We start from the raw sequence: 16735 nt of genomic DNA on the forward strand, positions 1-16735 counted from the left end.
GGGACCGCAAATGCCGGTTGACACTTTTGTAACAGCGACTGAATATTGCACGTCACGATTCGGCGAAACAATGCGGCGCAACAGCGCGGCGCAACAACGCAGACATATTTTGTCGTCAATATGACCCATCTTGTCACTGATCGTATCTCAATGCCCCGGCGATGAACTCACTTCACGCTTTGCCCAGGCCGGCCGCGTCCCGCGCACTCCTCAACCCAGCCCACGGAGCGCCCGCCCATGCCAGCCTGGCCGGCATCCTGCGCGAAAGATTGTTGCGGCCCCGCTTCCAGCCGGTGGTCGACCTGTCGCACAGCCGTATCTATGGCCACGAAAGCCTGATCCGCGGCCCCGCCGACACTCCCCTGCACTTTCCCGACGCCCTGTTTGCCGAGGCGCGCCGCCAGGGGCTGCATCCGCAGCTCGAACTGGCCAGCTTCCGCGCCGGGGCGCGCGGGTTTGAACAGAACGACGCCGCCGGCAAGCTGTTCCTCAACCTGTCCGGATCGGCCCTGCTCCATTACTGGACGCTGTGGGGCCACGACATGCCGGCCCGGCTGCTCAAGGATTGCGCACTCGAACCGGGCAACATCATCGTCGAGCTCACCGAACAGGACCCGCTGTCGGACCGCATGGGCGAGCTGCACGACGCATTCGCCTGCCTGCGCGAGGCCGGCATGCGCATCGCGCTCGACGACTACGGCGTCGGCAATTCCAATCTGCAACTCTGGGCGGAAACCCAGCCCGAGCTGGTCAAGATCGACCGTTATTTCTTTGACGGCATCGGCCACGACGAGCGCAAGCAGAACATGGTGCGCGCCATTCTGAAGGTCGCGCAGCACCTGGGCACCTCGGTCGTTGCCGAAGGCATCGAAACCGCCGCGGACCTGGCGGTGGTGCGCGAACTGGACATCCGCTACGCGCAGGGCTGGTTCCTGGGCATGCCCGACGAGACGCTGTTGACCGAACTGACGCCGCCGCTGCGCGATTCGCTGCGCTCGCGCTCGTCGGCCCCGGTGTCGCAACGCTCGGCGGGCGGTACCGCGGCCAGCCTGCGGGTCGAGGCGCCGGCCGCCCTGCTGACCAAGCACACCAACGACGACGTGCACCGGCTGTTCATCGAACACAAGAACCTGCACGCCGTGGCGGTGATCGACGGCGACAACCGGCCGGTCGGCATCATCAACCGGCGGGATTTCTCGGAACACTACGCCCAGCGCTACACGCGCGAGCTGTTCGGGCGCGATGCCTGCTCGACCTTCATGAATGCCGAGCCCGTGCTGGTGGACGTGAACGTGTCCATCGACCAGTTGAGCCATGTGCTGATCTCCGAAGACCAGCGCTACCTGATGGACGGGCTGATCATCACCCGCGAGGGCCGCTACGACGGCCTGGCCACGGGCGAGACGCTGGTGCGCTCGGTGACCGAAATGCGCATCGAGGCCGCCCGCTACGCCAATCCGCTCACCTCGCTGCCGGGCAACATTCCCATCAGCCGGCACATCGCCACGCTGCTGGAAGACGCCGCCGACTTCACCATCTGCTACGGCGACCTGAACAACTTCAAGCCGTTCAATGACGTCTACGGCTATTGGCGCGGCGACGACATGATCATGCTCACCGCCGAGGTCATCAAACGCCACTGCGATCCGCAGCGCGACTTTGTAGGACACGTGGGCGGCGACGACTTCGTCGTGCTGCTGCGCAGCGCGGACTGGATGGCGCGCATCGAGCGCATCATCGCGGAGTTCAACGAGGCGGCGGTGGCCCTGTACGACGAACAGGGCCGCCGCAACGGCGGCATCGAGGCCGAGGACCGCTACGGCGTGCCGCGCTTCTTTCCCTTCGTGACGCTGGGCGTGGGCGCCCTGACCGTCACACCCTCGCTATGCGAGCGCATCCGCCCGGAGGACATCGCGTCGGCTGCCGCGCATGTCAAGCACAAGGTCAAGCACGGGAACCTGTCGCTGGTGGCCGAGCGCTACGCCGGGGCCATCCTGCCGCAACTCACCGGCTAAGGCCTGGACGCCGGCGGGCTGCGCCCCCTGGGCGATCTGGAACTTGGCCACGGCGCGGCGCAATCCCTGCGCCTGCGATTCCAGCGCGGCCGCTGCCGCCGCCGTCTGCTCGACCATGGCGGCGGTTTCCTGCGTGGCGCGCTCGATGTCGGCCACGGCATCGTTCACCGACGCAATGCCCGCAGCCTGTTCGGCCGTGGCGCTGGAAATCTCGGCCACGATCTGCGTGACGCTGTCCACGGACGCGACCATGTCGCGCATGGTCTCGCCCGCCAGCTTCACGTGGCGCACGCCGGCGTCCACCCGCCCGGCCGAGTCTTCGATCAGGCCCTTGATCTCGCGGGCCGCCTGCGCGCTGCGCTGGGCGAGCGACCGCACCTCGCCCGCCACCACCGCAAATCCCTTGCCCTGCTCGCCGGCGCGCGCCGCTTCCACCGCCGCGTTCAGCGCAAGAATGTTGGTCTGGAAGGCGATGCTGTCCACCACACCCACGATCTCGCCGATGCGCCGCGCGCTGTCCGCGATGCCCTGCATGCTGTGCACGACTTCATCGACCGCCTGGCCGCCGCGCTGCGCCAGTTGCGTGGCGCTCAGCGCCTGGCGGCTCGCCAGGTCGGCATTGCCAGCGGTCAGCTGCACGGTGTGCGCAAGCTGCGTCATGTTGGCCGCCGCTTCCTGCAGCGACCCGGCCTGGCGCGCCGCGCGGTCCGACATGTCGGCGCCCCCGGCCGCGATCTCGCCGGACCCCGTGTGGATTTCCTCGACGCCCTGGCGCACCGACGCCACCGCGGCCGACAGCCCCGTCTGCATGCGCCGCATCGCCGAATACAGCACGCCGATCTCGTTGTCGCCGCGCAGGGCGATCGCGCCGGTCAGGTCCCCGTCCGCAATGCGGTCGAAGTGCGCGCCCGCCTCGTTGAGCGGGCGCAGGATGCTGCGGCGAAATGCCAGGCGGATCAGCACGGCCAGGATCAGCACGAAGCCCAGCACGCCAGCCGCGACCAGGATCACCCGCTCCAGCGTGCGGCTTGCGCCCGCCACCGCTTCCTGGCCCCGTGCGCGCGCAAAGGCTTGGTAGCCCTCGGCCCGCTGGACATAGGCCGCGCCGCTGGCGGGCAATGCCTTGTCCGTCAGGCGGTTGACCTCAATGCCGTTCCAGCCCTGGATCGCCTTGTGCATCGGAACCAGGGTCTGGTCCGCGAAGGCGGCATAGGCCGCCAGCACCTGCCCGAAAAGCGGCGCGCCCTGCGCACTGTCGTCCGGGTTGGCGCGCAGCCGCGCCAGGCTGGCCGCGGCCTGCTTGAGCAAGGTGTCGGCCTGCGCGAGCGACGTGTTGCGCGCCTCTTCAAGGCCGCCCTCCATGGCGGTCTTGGCGTCCGTCAGGGCCGCGCGCGCCTGGAACAGCCGGCTGGTCATGTCGGCCAGATCGCTCGCCCTTTCGATGCTGCCGCGCCCCAAGGCCTCGATATCCGCGCGGTTGTCGCGCAATACCGTGATGCCCGCCGCCGCGGCGACCGCGAACAGCACGACGAACAAGGCAAGAATGGCCGACAGCGCCGTCGTGACCCTCAGATTTTTCCGCATATGAATCCGTGTGTAGCCTCGCCGCCTGCGCGGCAGTGCTGCGGATTATGGCCACCCAGTTTGGCAATTTCTTGACACAACCTCGGAACCGCATGTCGCACTGCCGTCATGAAGGCGCGCTTTTGCGATCAGGAACCCCGTATTAACGAATTGTGAATTGGCACGTCTGCCGTGTTGCGGCACATTCGATGCTGAATCGAACCATCCCACCCACCCGATAAGCAGCCCTATGCCCCACGCCTCCCACGCCTACCAGGACATCCGCGAAGCCGTGCGCGACCTCTGCGCCCAGTTCCCTGCCGACTACTTCCGCAAGATCGACGAGGCGCGCGGCTACCCCGAGGATTTCGTCCGCGCCCTCACCGAAGCCGGCTGGCTGGCCGCCCTGATCCCGCAGGAATACGGCGGCTCGGGCCTGGGACTGACCGAGGCCTCGGTCATCATGGAAGAAATCAACCGCAGCGGCGGCAACTCCGGCGCCTGCCACGGCCAGATGTACAACATGGGCACGCTGCTGCGCCACGGCTCCGAAGCCCAGAAGCGTGAATACCTGCCCCGCATCGCCGCCGGCGAACTGCGCCTGCAGTCCATGGGCGTGACCGAACCCACCACCGGCACCGACACCACCAAGATCAAGACCACCGCGGTCAAGCGCGGCGACCGGTACGTCATCAACGGCCAGAAGGTCTGGATCTCGCGCGTGCAGCATTCGGACCTGATGATCCTGCTGGCGCGCACCACGCCGCTCGACCAGGTGACGCGCAAGTCCGAAGGCATGTCGATCTTCCTGGTCGACCTGCACCACGCGGTCAAGCACGGCATGTCGATCCGCCCCATCCCCAACATGGTCAACCACGAGACCAACGAGCTCTTCTTCGACAACCTGGAAATCCCCGAAGAAAACCTGATCGGCGAAGAAGGCAAAGGCTTCAAATACATCCTGGACGGCCTGAACGCCGAACGCACGCTGATCGCCGCCGAGTGCATCGGCGATGGCTACTGGTTTGTCGACAAGGTCACGGCCTATGCCAAAGAGCGCGTGGTGTTCGGCCGCCCCATCGGGCAGAACCAGGGCGTGCAGTTCCCCATCGCCCGCGCCCACATCAACGTCGAAGCCGCCAGCCTGATGCGCTACGAGGCCTGCCGCCTGTTCGACGCCCACGAGCCGTGCGGCGCCCAGGCCAACATGGCCAAGCTGCTGGCCGCCGACGCGTCCTGGGAAGCGGCCAATGCCTGCCTGCAGTTCCACGGCGGCTTCGGCTTTGCCAACGAGTACGACGTCGAGCGCAAGTTCCGCGAAACCCGCCTCTACCAGGTCGCGCCCATCTCGACCAACCTGATCCTGTCGTACGTCGCCGAACACATCCTGGGCCTGCCCCGCTCCTTCTGACACGCCACCCTTGCCCATGAACGCTGACCAAGACACCCCGCACCTGAGCGCCCAACTCGCGGCCTTTGCCGCCAACCTGCGCTACGAAGACATCCCGGCGCCCGTGCTGCGCCGCGCCGAAGACCTGCTGCTCGATTGCCTGGCCTCGATCCTGGCCGGGGCCTCCGCCCGCGCCGTCCAGGCCATCGACCGCTACGCCGCGGCGATGGGCCCGGCGGATGGTCCCAGCGAAGTCCTGATCACCCGCCGCCGCACGACGCCGCTGTTTGCGGCCATGGTGAACGCCGCCGCCGCGCATGTGGTCGAGCAGGACGACGTGCACAACGGGTCGGTCTTCCACCCCGCCGCGGTCGTGTTCCCCCCTGCCCTGGCCGTCGCCCAGGCCTTGGGCGCGTCGGGCCGCGACCTGCTCACCGCCGCGGTGGCGGGCTACGAGGTCGGCATCCGCGTGGGCGAATTCCTGGGCCGGTCCCACTACAAGATCTTCCACACCACGGGGACGGCGGGCACGTTGGCCGCCGCCGTCACCACCGGACGCTTGCTGGGCCTGACGCCCGAGCAGATGCTCCACGCGCTGGGTTCGGCCGGCACGCAGGCGGCCGGACTCTGGGAGTTCCTGCGCGACGCCGCCGATTCCAAGCAGCTTCACACCGCCAAGGCGGCGGCCGACGGCATCACCGCGGCCTACCTGGCCCGGGAAGGTTTCACGGGCGCCCGGCACATCCTCGAAGGCCCGCAGGGCATGGCCGCCGGCATGTCCACGGACGCCGATCCCAGCCGCCTGTGCGACCGCCTGGGCCAGCGCTGGGCGCTGGCCGAAACCTCATTCAAGTTCCACGCGTCATGCCGGCACACGCACCCGGCGGCCGACGCCCTGCAGCAGGCCCTGCGCGACAACGGCCTCACCGAAGCCGACGTCGAGCGCGTCGTGGCGCACGTCCACCAGGGCGCCATCGATGTGCTGGGCCCCGTCGTCAACCCGCAGACGGTGCACCAGTCCAAGTTCTCGATGGGAACGGTGCTGGCGCTGATCGCCCGCAAAGGTCGCGCCGGGCTGGCGGAATTCGACGCCGGCCTGGATGACCCAGGCGTCGCGGCTTTCCGCGGCAAGGTGGAAATGGTGCTGGACGACGAGGTCGATGGCGCCTATCCGCAGCGCTGGATCGGCAAAGTCACGGTGCATACCCGCGACGGACGCACGCTGCATGGACGGGTGGACGAGCCCAAGGGCGATCCGGGCAACACCCTGAGCCGCGCGGAGATCGAGGACAAGACGCTCAGCCTGGGCCGCTATGCGGACGCCGCGACCGAACCCGAACTTCGCGGCTTGATCGCCACGATCTGGGCACTGGAGAACCGGGGCAAGGTGGACGCGCTGCTGCCCCGGCAATCTGCCTGACCGGCCGCTACGCCAGGGCGGCGCGCTGGGCCTTCACCAGGTTGGCGATGCCGTTCTCGGCCAGCACCAGCATCGTATCCAGTTCGGCACGCGTGAAGGTCGCCCCTTCGCCCGTGCCCTGCACCTCCACGAAGGCGCCGCTGCCGGTCATGATGACGTTCACGTCGGCGTCGCAGGCGGAATCTTCCTGATAGTCCAGGTCCAGCACCGCCTGCCCGCCCACCAGCCCCACGGACACCGCGGCCACCGCGTCGCGGATGGGATTGGCCGTCAGGTCGCCCCGTTTCATCAGCAGCGCGACCGCATCGGCCGCCGCCACCCAGGCGCCAGTGATGCTGGCGCACCGCGTACCGCCGTCGGCTTGCAGCACGTCGCAGTCCAGGTGGAGCGTGCGCTCGCCCAGCGCCTTCATGTCGAACACGGCGCGCAGGCTGCGGCCGATCAGGCGCTGGATTTCCTGCGTGCGGCCGCTCTGCTTGCCGCGCGCCGCCTCGCGGTCGCCGCGCGTGTGGGTGGCGCGCGGCAACATGCCGTATTCCGCCGTCACCCACCCTTCGCCCTTGCCCTTGAGGAAAGGCGGCACCTTGTCCAGGACGCTTGCCGTGCACAGCACGTGGGTATCGCCCGCCTTCACCAGCACCGACCCTTCGGCGTAGCGCGTGAAGCCGCGCTCCAGGCTGAAAGGACGCAATTGCTCGACGGCGCGGCCCGAGGGCCGGGCAAGGGTGGATAGAGTGGTCACAGCGGGCTCCAGACATGGCTTCGATTCGCGGCATTGTACGGGCAGGCGCCACGGGAACAGCGCGCTTGGAGTATCCTGCCGCGATGCATCCGGTTGAAAACACAGACCCGCTGCCCACGACCTGGGCGCCGCGGGCCCCGGCGCAACCGGCTTCCACCCCAAGAATCACCAGGACACGCCCATCATGATCCGCAGCATGACCGCCTTCGGCAACGCCCGAGCAGACCTAGAACAAGGCACGCTTGCCATAGAACTGCGCAGCGTCAACAGCCGCTTTCTCGACCTGTATTTCCGCCTGCCCGACGAGCTGCGCCACGTCGAAACGCCGCTGCGCGAACTGCTGACGGCCAACCTGGCCCGCGGCAAGGTGGAGATCCGCGTTTCCTATACCCGCGCCGCCAGCGCGGACCTGTCCAAGCTGGACCCAGCCTGGCTCGAAAGCCTGGCCGAACAGCTCCAGGCCGCCCGCCGCATCATCCCCGACATCGCCTCGCCGCGCCTGGCCGAGCTGTTCAACTGGCCCGGCCAGCGTGGCAATGACGCGCTCGATCCGCAGATCTGGGGCGCCGCCTGCCTGCAGGCCGCCCAGCAGGCCCTGACGCAATTGCAGGAAGGCCGCGAACGCGAAGGCGAACGTCTCGCCGGCATGATGCGCGAATGCGCCGACGGCGTCGCCCGCGTGGTCGACATCGTGCAGGCCCACCTGCCGCAACTCCTGGCCGACCACCGCGACCGGCAGGCCGCCAAGCTGCGCGAAAGCGTGGAATCGGCCTTCCCCGGCGGTTTTGCCCATATCTCCGGCGCCGAATTGTCCGAACGCCTGTCCCAGGAAGCCAACCTGTTCGCCTTGCGCATCGACGTGGCCGAAGAGCTGTCCCGTCTGCGCTCGCACCTGGAAGAACTGCGGCACCTGCTCACGGACGGCGGCGGCAAGCCGTCCGCCGGCAAGAAGAACGCCGGCAGCGCCGGCAAGCGCCTGGACTTCCTGTTCCAGGAAATGAACCGCGAAGCCAACACGCTGGGCTCCAAGGCCGGCAGCATGGAAGTCACCCGCGCCGCGATGGACCTGAAACTGCTGATCGAGCAGATGCGCGAACAGGCGCAGAACATCGAATAAGGGGGGTTGCGCCCCTCGTTCAGCGGATCTCGCCCGTGGCCGGCTCGCCGCGCAGCGCCGAATCCAGATAATCCCTGCGGGCGCGCGCATCCGGGAAGCGCATGTCGCGGTAGCTGACAACGCGCGACCCGCGCGCCAGCCGGTAGCCCGCCCAGATCAGCAGGAAGAGCGGAATGCCGATATACGTGGCCACCACCCCGCCCCAGTCGATCCGGTCCTGCAGGAAGGCCTGGTAGTTCTGGCCCAGCGTGATGACCAGGCACAGCACGAACGCGAAGATCGGACCGAAGGGAAAGAACGGGGACACATAGGGCAGATCGGCCAGGCTGTTGCCCTGCTTCACGTAGCCCCGGCGGAAACGGTAGTGGCTGATGGCGATGCCCAGCCACGCGATGAAGCCGGTCATCCCCGACGTGTTGAGCAGCCAGATATAGACGGCGTTGGGGCTGAAGATGAACGTGAAGAAGCACAGCGCCGCGACGGCCGTGGTGGCCAGCAACGCCCACAGCGGCACGCCGCTATGCGAAATGCGCCCGAAAATGCGCGGCGCCTTGCCTTCGCGCGCCAGGCTGTACAGCATGCGCGTCGCCGCGTACATGCCCGAGTTGCCGGCCGACAGCACCGAGGTCAGCACGACGGCATTCATGACCGATGCCGCCCCCAACAGACCGGCCCGCTCGAAAATCAACGCGAACGGGCTGACGCTGATGTCTTCCACGTCGTTGCGCAGCAGATGGGGATCGGTATAGGGAATCAGCAGGCCGATGACCAGGATGGCCGCCACGTAGAACAGCAGGATGCGCCAGAACACCTGGCGCACCGCGCGCGGCAGGTTGCGCGCCGGGTCCTTGGATTCGCCCGCGGCGATGCCGATAAGCTCGGTGCCCTGGAACGAAAAGCCCACCACCATCGCCACGCCGATCAGCGCGGCGAACCCGCCGGCGAAAGGCGCGTCGCCCACGGTCCAGTTGGCAAGGCCCCCGGTGTCGCCGCCGCGGATGATGCCCAGCAGCATCATCACGCCCATGACGACGAAAGCCAGCACGGCGATCACCTTGATGAGGGCGAACCAGAATTCCGCCTCGCCGAACCCTCGGGCAGACAGGGCGTTCAGCCCGAAGGTGACCGCCAGGAACAAGGCGCTCCAGTAGAAGCCGGGCACGTCCGGAAACCAATACGCCATGACGAGCTGCGCCGCCACCAGGTCCACCGCAACCGTGACGGCCCAGTTGTACCAATAGTTCCAGCCCAGCGCGAAGCCGAAACCGTCTTCGACGTAGCGCGCGCCGTACGTGGAAAACGAGCCCGACACCGGCATCGCGGCCGCCAGTTCGCCCAGGCTGGTCATCAGGAAATAGACCATGATGCCGATCAGCACGTAGCCCAGCAGCGCGCCGCCGGGGCCGGCCTTCGCGATGGTCGCGCCCGACGCCACGAACAGCCCGGTGCCGATCGACCCGCCCACGGCGATCATCGTCAGGTGGCGCGCGGACAGCGTGCGCCGCAGTTCGGACGGCCTGCCCGCCTCCGATTTGCGCGTGCCGCCTGAGCGGCGATCATCGTGTTCCGATGGAGCCAAAATGCATTCCTTCACGTCTGCAGGCCCCGCGCAACGCAGCGCGTAGGCCCTGGGAAATCCGAGCAACGCGCGAGAATAGCGCAATCGGCCCCGACATGAAAAATGACCGGCGGCGGGGGACGGATCAACCGTCCTGGCGCCCCGCCCGCCTCGCATTTATTGAAACGCTGTTTCCATGAACGTGCGCAGCTTGCGCGAATGCAGCCGCTCCGGCGGCATGTCCCGCAGGCGCTCCAGCGCCCGGATGCCGATTTCCAGATGCTGGTTGACCTGGCGCCGATAGAACGCGCTGGCCATGCCCGGCAGCTTCAGTTCGCCGTGCAGGGGCTTGTCCGACACGCACAGCAGGGTCCCGTAAGGCACCCGAAACCGGAAGCCGTTCGCCGCGATCGTGGCGGACTCCATGTCCAGGGCGATCGCGCGCGACTGCGCGAAGCGTTCCACCAGGTCGACGTGATCGCGCAATTCCCAGTTCCGGTTGTCGATGGTCGCCACCGTGCCTGTGCGCATGATGCGCTTCAAGTCCCACCCGGACAGCCCGGCCACCTCTTCCACCGCCTGCTCCAGCGCAACCTGCACCTCGGCAAGCGCCGGCACCGGCACCCAGGTGGGCAGGTCGTCGTCCAGCACGTGGTCTTCGCGCACGTACCCATGCGCCAGCACGTAGTCGCCCAGCCGCTGCGAATCCCGCAGGCCGGCGCAGTGCCCGAGCATGAGCCAGGCGTGCGGGCGCAGCACGGCGATGTGGTCCGTGATCGTCTTGGCGTTGGACGGCCCGACGCCGATGTTCACCAGGGTGATGCCGGAATGGTCGCCGCGTACCAGGTGGTACGCGGGCATCTGCGGCAGCCGCACCGGCTGGACCTCGTCGCCCGGGCCGCTTTCGCCGCGGCGGGTGATGCGATTGCCCGGCTCGACGAGCATCTCGTAGTCTTCGTTGCCGCTGGACATGAGCGCGCGGGCGCGCGCGCAGAACTCGTCCACATAAAACTGGTAATTGGTGAACAGCACGAAATTCTGGAAGTGCGCCGGCGCGGTCGAGGTGTAGTGCTGCAGCCGGTGCAGCGAATAATCGACCCGCTGCGCCGTGAACGGCGCGAGCGGCCGGGGCTCGCCTTCCTTGCCCCGCCAGGAGCCGTTGACGATGGCGTCGTCCGTGACCGCCAGGTCCGGCACGTCGAACAGGTCGCGCAGGGGCCGCTTGAGCGCCTCCAGGTGCTCGCCTTCCACGTAGGCGCCCTCGGGAAAGGCAAAGTGCAGCGGAATCGGCGAATCGGATTCGCCCACTTCAACCGCCACCCGATGGTTCTGCAACAACTGGCCGACCTGCTCGATCAGGTAATCGCGAAACAGCGCCGGCTGCGTGATGGTCGTCTGGTAGATGCCCGGTTCGGCGACATGGCCGTACGAAAGCCGGGTGTCGATGGGGTCGTAGGTATCCACGACGATGCGGATGGCTGGGTAATAGGCCCTGAAACGGGCGGCGCCATTGCCGGGGTCCTTCAAGACCTCACGAAAGGCAGTACGCAAAAAAGCCGTGTTGCGCGCATAGATTTCAGCCAGCCGGTCCACCGCGGACTGCGCGTCCTGGAAGGGTTCGAAGGGCAACGCCTCGGGCCGGTTGAAGGACGACAAAAGGTGTACTGCGTTCATCATTGAGCTTTACTCCGCCTTCTTATCTGTCTTGCTCGAATCCCTTGCCGCGCGCGGCGGCGCCGCGGGGAGCCGATGCAGTCGATTATGCCCGAGGCGGTGCGCGATCACGTGACAGGCCCGCACGCGGATGGGGATACCCGCGCCTCCTTGCCGCGTCCGGGATCGCCAGGGGGAGTCCTGTTACGCCAGCCAGTGGGAAGGCCGTAACGGCGGGCGGCCGATAATGCTGCATTGCACTACAAATGTAATGGAATATTATTACACTATAATCGTGAGGCGTTCCGGGTGTTCCGCCTGCGAACCGCTCCCTTTTCCGCCGGCTTGCCACCCCAGGCAAAGCCATGCCGCCCACTCCGATTCTTGAAGTGACGTAATGACTCCGCCCACGCGAAAAGTCCGCTTTTCCTTTTTCCGCATTCCCGCATTCCTGTCAGCGCCGCTGTTGGCCCTGACCCTGTCCTGGACTCCCGGCGCCGCCCACGCATCGCTGGCTTCCGATCAGGCCCGCCCCACCCTCAGCGGCCTGCGCCTGGCGCAAGAGCCCACGGTGCCCACGCTGCGCGAACGCGTCGTGCAGGCCGGCCTGGAAGCCATCGGCACGCCGTACAGCTGGGGCGGCGACGACGCCGACGGTTTTGATTGCAGCGGCCTCGTTCTATATGTCTTCCGCGAAATCGCCGGACTCGAACTGCCCCGCACCGCCCGCGCGCAGCGCTCCGAGGGGCACAAAGTCGCCGCCAATAAGGAACTGCGTCCTGGCGACCTGGTGTTTTTCGCCACCCGCGGACGGGGCGTGACCTCGCACGTGGGCATTTACATCGGCCAGAACAAATTCGTGCACGCGCCGCGCCGCGGCACGAAGGTGCGGGTGGACGACATGAAATCCGCGTACTGGTCCAAGCGCTACCTCGGCGCCCGCGCCTACCTGGACACGCCGCCCAAGCAGATGTTGGCCCAAGCCTCGCGCTGAGCCGGCAAGCACATTACGGGCCGGCGCCCTGGGGGACGGATGGGCGCATGACCGAAGGCCGTGCGCCCAATGCCCGCTGCTTGACCGGAAGCGTCAGCCCCGGCCCACGAACGGCATGTTGGTGGCCATCAGCGTCATGAACTGCACGTTGGCGTCCAGCGGCAGGCGGGCCATGGCGGCCACGGCCTGCGCCACGTGGGCCACGTCCATGCGCGGCTCCACCTTGGTGCTGCCGTCGGCCTGCAGGATGCCGGCGGCCATGCGCTCGGTCATTTCGGTCGCGGCGTTGCCGATGTCGATCTGGCCGCAGGCGATGTTGTACGGCCGGCAATCCAGCGAAATCGACTTGGTCAGGCCGGTCACGGCATGCTTGGTGGCCGTGTAGGCGATCGAGAACGGACGCGGGGCGTGCGAGGAGATCGAGCCATTGTTGATGATGCGTCCGCCGCGCGGGGTCTGCGCCTTCATGATGCGTATCGCGGCCTGGGCGCACAGAAACATGCCGGTCAGGTTGGTGTCGACCACATCGCGCCAGACGGACACCGGCAATTCCTCGATCGGCACCGCCGGCGCGCCGCGCCCGGCGTTATTGAAGAGCACGTCGAGGCGGCCGTATTCGCGCTGGGCGGTATCGAAGAGATCCCGGACCGCCTGCTCGTCCGACACGTCCGTGGGCACCACCAGCGCCCGCAAACCGTCTTCGCCCGCAGCGGTGCGCGTGGCTTCGAGCGGCTCGCGCCGGCGGCCGGCCAGCACGACCCGGTAGCCCTGCGCCAGGAATTCCAGGGCAACCGCGCGGCCTATGCCGGTGCCGGCGCCGGTTACCAAGGCCACGCGGGGTGGGTCGATCTCGTTCGTCGTCATCGGATTCTCCTGCTTATGGATGCGCGAAATCCTACCCGAATCGTCCCGCGGATGCTGCAAGCGAAGGTTCCAAGCGCAACACACTTTCAACAGCCGCGCCGCGCGATTTGCTATTCTTCGAGTCTTAGCATCACACGCCGGTCACATTCATTCATGCACGCCACTCCCGGAAACGTCTTCATGGTCGTCGCGCCCAGCGGCGCCGGCAAGTCCAGCCTCGTGAAGGCCCTGCTCGCCCAGGATCCTTCCATCCTGCTTTCCATTTCGTGCACCACGCGCGCGCCCCGCCCGGGCGAAGCAGACGGCCGTGAATACCGGTTCGTGTCGACCGACGAATTCAAGCGCATGCGCGAAGCCCAGAACCTGCTGGAATGGGCCGAAGTCCACGGCAATTTCTACGGCACCCCCCGCGATCGCATCGACGAGGCCACCAGCCAGGGCCGCGACGTGCTGCTTGAAATCGACTGGCAGGGCGCGCGCCAGGTGAGGCAGCGTTTCCCCGGCGCGATCGGCATTTTTGTGCTGCCGCCCTCCATCGACGAACTCGAAAGTCGGCTCAAGGCGCGCGGCCAGGATGCGCCGCAGGTCATCGCCCGCCGGCTGATGGCGGCGGGCGGCGAAATCGCCCACGCGCCTGAATGCGAATATGTTATTATTAATCAAGAATTTAGCGTAGCCTTGTCGGAACTGACCCAAATTGTCAGCGCCGCGCGGCTACGCTTTTCGTCTCAGGCCGCCCGGCACGCCGACTTGTTTGCCCAACTTGGCATCCCGGCCGAACACTGAGCCGAACGCATTCTCCCTCTCTTCCATCAGCACCAGGTGTCCTAATGGCTCGCATTACCGTCGAAGACTGTCTGAATCAAATCCCCAACCGTTTCAAGCTCACGCTGGCCGCGACGTACCGTGCCCGTGAATTGGCGCAAGGCCATGCCCCGCGCCTGGACAGCAAAGACAAGCCCACGGTCACTGCACTGCGCGAAATCGCGGGCGGCCTCACCGGCGTGGAAATGCTGCGTAAAGTTCCCACCTGATCACTGCCGGGGGGCTGCTAGCATGGCTTTTCCCGGGCTGAAGTACGCTTCATCTGGTCTGCTTGCCGCACTGCGTGCCGGCTCCCGTCTCGGGCGCCGCACGGGCAAGAAAGACAAGAACTCCCCCACGCCACCGTCCGTCGCCGCGCAAGAAGCGGCGGACGCGACCGGATCTCCGGTCGCCTCGCTGGCGCCGCTGACCGAAATCATCGGCAGCTATCTCGACAAGAACGATGTAGAGCGCGTGCGCGAAGCCTATCGCTTCGCGGACCAGGCGCACCTGGGCCAGTTCCGCGCCAGCGGATCGCCCTACATCTCTCATCCCATCGCCGTCACGGAAATCTGCGCGGGCTGGAAGCTCGACGTCAACGCGCTGTCTGCCGCCCTGCTGCACGACGTGATGGAAGACCAGGGCATCGCCAAGCACGAGCTGGCCGAACGATTCGGCCCCGAAGTCGCGGAACTGGTCGATGGCCTGTCCAAGCTGGACCGCCTGGATTTCGCCACCAAGGCGGAACAACAGGCTGAAAGCTTCCGGAAAATGCTGCTGGCGATGGCGCGCGACGTGCGCGTCATCCTCATCAAGCTGGCCGACCGGCTGCACAACATGCGCACGCTGGACGCGGTCAATCCCGAAAAGCGCCGCCGCATCGCCCGCGAGACCCTGGACATCTACGCGCCCATCGCGCACCGGCTGGGCCTGAACCTGCTGTTCCGCGAACTGCAGGACCTGTGCTTTGCCGCGATGTACCCCAACCGCTACCAGGTGCTGTACAAGGCCGTGCTGGCCGCGCGCGGCAATCGTCGCGAGGTCATCACCAAGATCGCCGATTCCGTGCGCGCCGCGCTGCCCGCCGCGGGCATCGAAGCCGAGGTCAGCGGCCGCGAAAAGACGCTGTTCGGCATCTACCGCAAGATGGTCGACCAGAAGAAGTCGTTCTCGGACGTGCTGGACATCTACGGTTTCCGGGTCGTGGTCCATACGCTGCCCGAGTGCTATCTGGCGCTGGGCACGCTGCACCAGTTGTTCCGCCCGGTGCCCGGCAAGTTCAAGGACTACATCGCCATCCCCAAGGTGAACGGCTACCAGTCCCTGCACACCACACTGGTCGGTCCCTACGGCACGCCGGTTGAATTCCAGTTCCGCACGCGCGACATGCATCATGTCGCGGAAGAAGGCGTGGCCTCGCACTGGCTGTACAAGGGCGCGGACCTGACGCTCAACGACCTGCAGAAGCGCACCCACCAGTGGCTGCAATCGCTGCTGGACATCCAGAGCCAGACCGGCGATTCCGGCGAATTCCTCGAACACGTCAAGGTCGACCTGTTTCCGGATGCCGTCTACGTGTTCACGCCGCGCGGCAAGATCATTTCGCTGCCCCGGGGCGCCACGCCGGTGGATTTCGCCTATGCGATCCACACCGACATCGGCAACCAGGCGGTGGCGGCCAAGGTCAACGGCGAGTTCGTCCCCCTGCGCACCGAACTGAGCAGCGGCGACACCGTGGAAATCGTCACGTCCCCGGCCTCGCGTCCCAACGCGCAGTGGCTCAATTACGTGCGCACCGGCCGGGCGCGCTCCGAGATCCGGCACTACCTGCGCACGGTCAAGTACGAAGAGTCGGTCGCCTTTGGCGAGCGGCTGCTCGCCCAGGCGATGCAGGAGCTGCATATGCCCCTGCCCGCCACGGACGACCCGGCATGGCAGAAGCTGGCGCGCAGCACGGGCGCCAGCTCGCGCGAGGAAATCCTGGCCGACATCGGCTTGGGCAAGCGGCTGGCGGCGGTCGTCGCGCGCCGCTTCGCACCCGAGCACCAACTGGTCGCCACCACCGCCGCCGCGGTGGACGAACTGACCTCGGCGCGCAGCGCGCCCATCCTGATCCAGGGCAACGAAGGCCAGGCCGTGCAACTGGCCCCCTGCTGCGGCCCGCTGCCCGGCGACCCCATCGTGGCCGGGATGCGCATGGGCCATGGCCTGGTGGTGCATACCGCCGACTGCCCCGTGGCGATGCGCCAACGCCTGCGCGAACCCGAGCGCTGGATCAGCGTGGGTTGGGACGCGCAGACCGCCAAGCACCTGGCCACGCGCCTGGACATCGTCACGCGCAATGAACGCGGCGTGCTGGGACGGCTGGCGGCCGAAGTCACCGCCGCCGACGCCAACATCGTCCACGTCACGATGCATGATGATGCCGTCGCCACCGTGTCGCTGCACCTGACGATCCAGGTCGACAGCCGCAAGCACCTGGCCCAGGTCATCCGCGCGATCCGGCATGTGCCGCAGGTGCAGAAGATCGTTCGTGTGAAGGGCTGAGGCCGGGCTCACGCTCTCCAGGCCAACCAAAGGCGTCCGGCCGTGCCGGGCGCCTTTTTTCATGCCCG

12 protein-coding genes and 1 pseudogene are annotated in these 16735 nt (G+C 67.0%); 8 read left to right on the top strand and 5 right to left on the bottom strand.

Annotation, left to right across the window (positions count from 1 at the left end; all coding sequences use genetic code 11):
* Positions 1-245: 245 nt before the first annotated feature.
* Positions 246-2015 carry an EAL domain-containing protein gene (locus tag BXA00_RS24755; protein WP_083714484.1) on the top strand — a complete coding sequence of 590 codons (1770 nt, stop codon included), beginning with the start codon at positions 246-248 and terminating at the stop codon, positions 2013-2015.
* A 198-nt stretch (positions 2016-2213) separates the two neighbouring features.
* On the opposite strand, the pseudogene BXA00_RS24760 reads toward BXA00_RS24755, so the two are convergent.
* Positions 2214-3599 (bottom strand): annotated as a pseudogene (locus tag BXA00_RS24760) (methyl-accepting chemotaxis protein); the annotation flags it as partial.
* Between the two features lie 229 nt (positions 3600-3828).
* On the opposite strand from BXA00_RS24760, the gene BXA00_RS24765 reads away from it, so the two are divergent.
* Together BXA00_RS24765 and BXA00_RS24770 are read left to right on the top strand one after the other, a co-directional pair.
* Positions 3829-4989: an acyl-CoA dehydrogenase family protein gene (locus BXA00_RS24765; protein ID WP_076521024.1), complete on the top strand. Its 1161-nt coding sequence runs from the start codon at positions 3829-3831 to the stop codon at positions 4987-4989.
* A gap of 16 nt (positions 4990-5005) precedes the next feature.
* Entirely contained in the window at positions 5006-6388 is a 1383-nt protein-coding gene (locus BXA00_RS24770; protein WP_076521025.1) for an MmgE/PrpD family protein, read from the top strand.
* A 7-nt stretch (positions 6389-6395) separates the two neighbouring features.
* Here the strand turns inward: BXA00_RS24770 and rph are convergent, their stop codons facing one another.
* Complete coding sequence (gene rph, locus BXA00_RS24775) at positions 6396-7130, bottom strand: ribonuclease PH (protein WP_076521026.1); 735 nt, start codon at positions 7128-7130, stop codon at positions 6396-6398.
* A gap of 184 nt (positions 7131-7314) precedes the next feature.
* Here rph and BXA00_RS24780 point away from each other — a divergent pair, with 184 nt between their 5' ends.
* A complete protein-coding gene (locus BXA00_RS24780) occupies positions 7315-8247 on the top strand; it encodes a YicC/YloC family endoribonuclease (RefSeq protein ID WP_076521027.1) in 933 nt (310 codons plus the stop codon).
* Between the two features lie 19 nt (positions 8248-8266).
* On the opposite strand, the gene BXA00_RS24785 is transcribed toward BXA00_RS24780, so the two are convergent.
* Together BXA00_RS24785 and BXA00_RS24790 are read right to left on the bottom strand one after the other, a co-directional pair.
* Positions 8267-9826 carry an amino acid permease gene (locus tag BXA00_RS24785; protein ID WP_255376744.1) on the bottom strand — a complete coding sequence of 520 codons (1560 nt, stop codon included), beginning with the start codon at positions 9824-9826 and terminating at the stop codon, positions 8267-8269.
* 156 nt (positions 9827-9982) lie between these two features.
* Positions 9983-11482 (bottom strand): AMP nucleosidase, encoded by a 1500-nt coding sequence (locus BXA00_RS24790; RefSeq protein ID WP_369825584.1) that lies wholly within the window; start codon positions 11480-11482, stop codon positions 9983-9985.
* Positions 11483-11855: 373 nt separating this feature from the next.
* On the opposite strand from BXA00_RS24790, the gene BXA00_RS24795 reads away from it, so the two are divergent.
* Positions 11856-12452, top strand: coding sequence for a C40 family peptidase (locus tag BXA00_RS24795; RefSeq protein ID WP_076521028.1), 597 nt, complete (start codon positions 11856-11858; stop codon positions 12450-12452).
* A gap of 93 nt (positions 12453-12545) precedes the next feature.
* On the opposite strand, the gene BXA00_RS24800 is transcribed toward BXA00_RS24795, so the two are convergent.
* Positions 12546-13316 (bottom strand): SDR family oxidoreductase, encoded by a 771-nt coding sequence (locus BXA00_RS24800; protein ID WP_076521029.1) that lies wholly within the window; start codon positions 13314-13316, stop codon positions 12546-12548.
* Between the two features lie 153 nt (positions 13317-13469).
* Between BXA00_RS24800 and gmk the strand changes: the two genes are divergently transcribed.
* Genes gmk through BXA00_RS24815 form a run of 3 tightly spaced genes read left to right on the top strand, consistent with a single transcriptional unit; the run spans position 13470 to position 16667 of the window.
* The gene (gmk, locus tag BXA00_RS24805; RefSeq protein ID WP_076521030.1) at positions 13470-14102 is read left to right on the top strand and encodes a guanylate kinase; all 633 of its coding nucleotides are present in this window, start codon (positions 13470-13472) and stop codon (positions 14100-14102) included.
* Between the two features lie 44 nt (positions 14103-14146).
* Positions 14147-14350, top strand: a complete 204-nt coding sequence (gene rpoZ, locus BXA00_RS24810; protein WP_006219679.1) for a DNA-directed RNA polymerase subunit omega — start codon at positions 14147-14149, stop codon at positions 14348-14350.
* A 22-nt stretch (positions 14351-14372) separates the two neighbouring features.
* Positions 14373-16667, top strand: coding sequence for a bifunctional (p)ppGpp synthetase/guanosine-3',5'-bis(diphosphate) 3'-pyrophosphohydrolase (locus tag BXA00_RS24815; protein WP_076521031.1), 2295 nt, complete (start codon positions 14373-14375; stop codon positions 16665-16667).
* The last annotated feature ends 68 nt before the right edge of the window (positions 16668-16735 follow it).

The sequence above is a fragment of the Achromobacter sp. MFA1 R4 genome (genome assembly GCF_900156745.1).
Classification (GTDB): domain Bacteria; phylum Pseudomonadota; class Gammaproteobacteria; order Burkholderiales; family Burkholderiaceae_B; genus Achromobacter.

Coding starts and splice junctions, on each gene's coding strand:
- BXA00_RS24765 (WP_076521024.1), top strand. CDS start 3,829: ATGCCCCACGCCTCCCACGCCTACCAGGACATCCGCGAAGCCGTGCGC.
- BXA00_RS24770 (WP_076521025.1), top strand. CDS start 5,006: ATGAACGCTGACCAAGACACCCCGCACCTGAGCGCCCAACTCGCGGCC.
- BXA00_RS24780 (WP_076521027.1), top strand. CDS start 7,315: ATGATCCGCAGCATGACCGCCTTCGGCAACGCCCGAGCAGACCTAGAA.
- BXA00_RS24790 (WP_369825584.1), bottom strand. CDS start 11,482: ATGATGAACGCAGTACACCTTTTGTCGTCCTTCAACCGGCCCGAGGCG.
- BXA00_RS24795 (WP_076521028.1), top strand. CDS start 11,856: ATGACTCCGCCCACGCGAAAAGTCCGCTTTTCCTTTTTCCGCATTCCC.
- BXA00_RS24800 (WP_076521029.1), bottom strand. CDS start 13,316: ATGACGACGAACGAGATCGACCCACCCCGCGTGGCCTTGGTAACCGGC.
- gmk (WP_076521030.1), top strand. CDS start 13,470: ATGCACGCCACTCCCGGAAACGTCTTCATGGTCGTCGCGCCCAGCGGC.
- rpoZ (WP_006219679.1), top strand. CDS start 14,147: ATGGCTCGCATTACCGTCGAAGACTGTCTGAATCAAATCCCCAACCGT.
- BXA00_RS24815 (WP_076521031.1), top strand. CDS start 14,373: ATGGCTTTTCCCGGGCTGAAGTACGCTTCATCTGGTCTGCTTGCCGCA.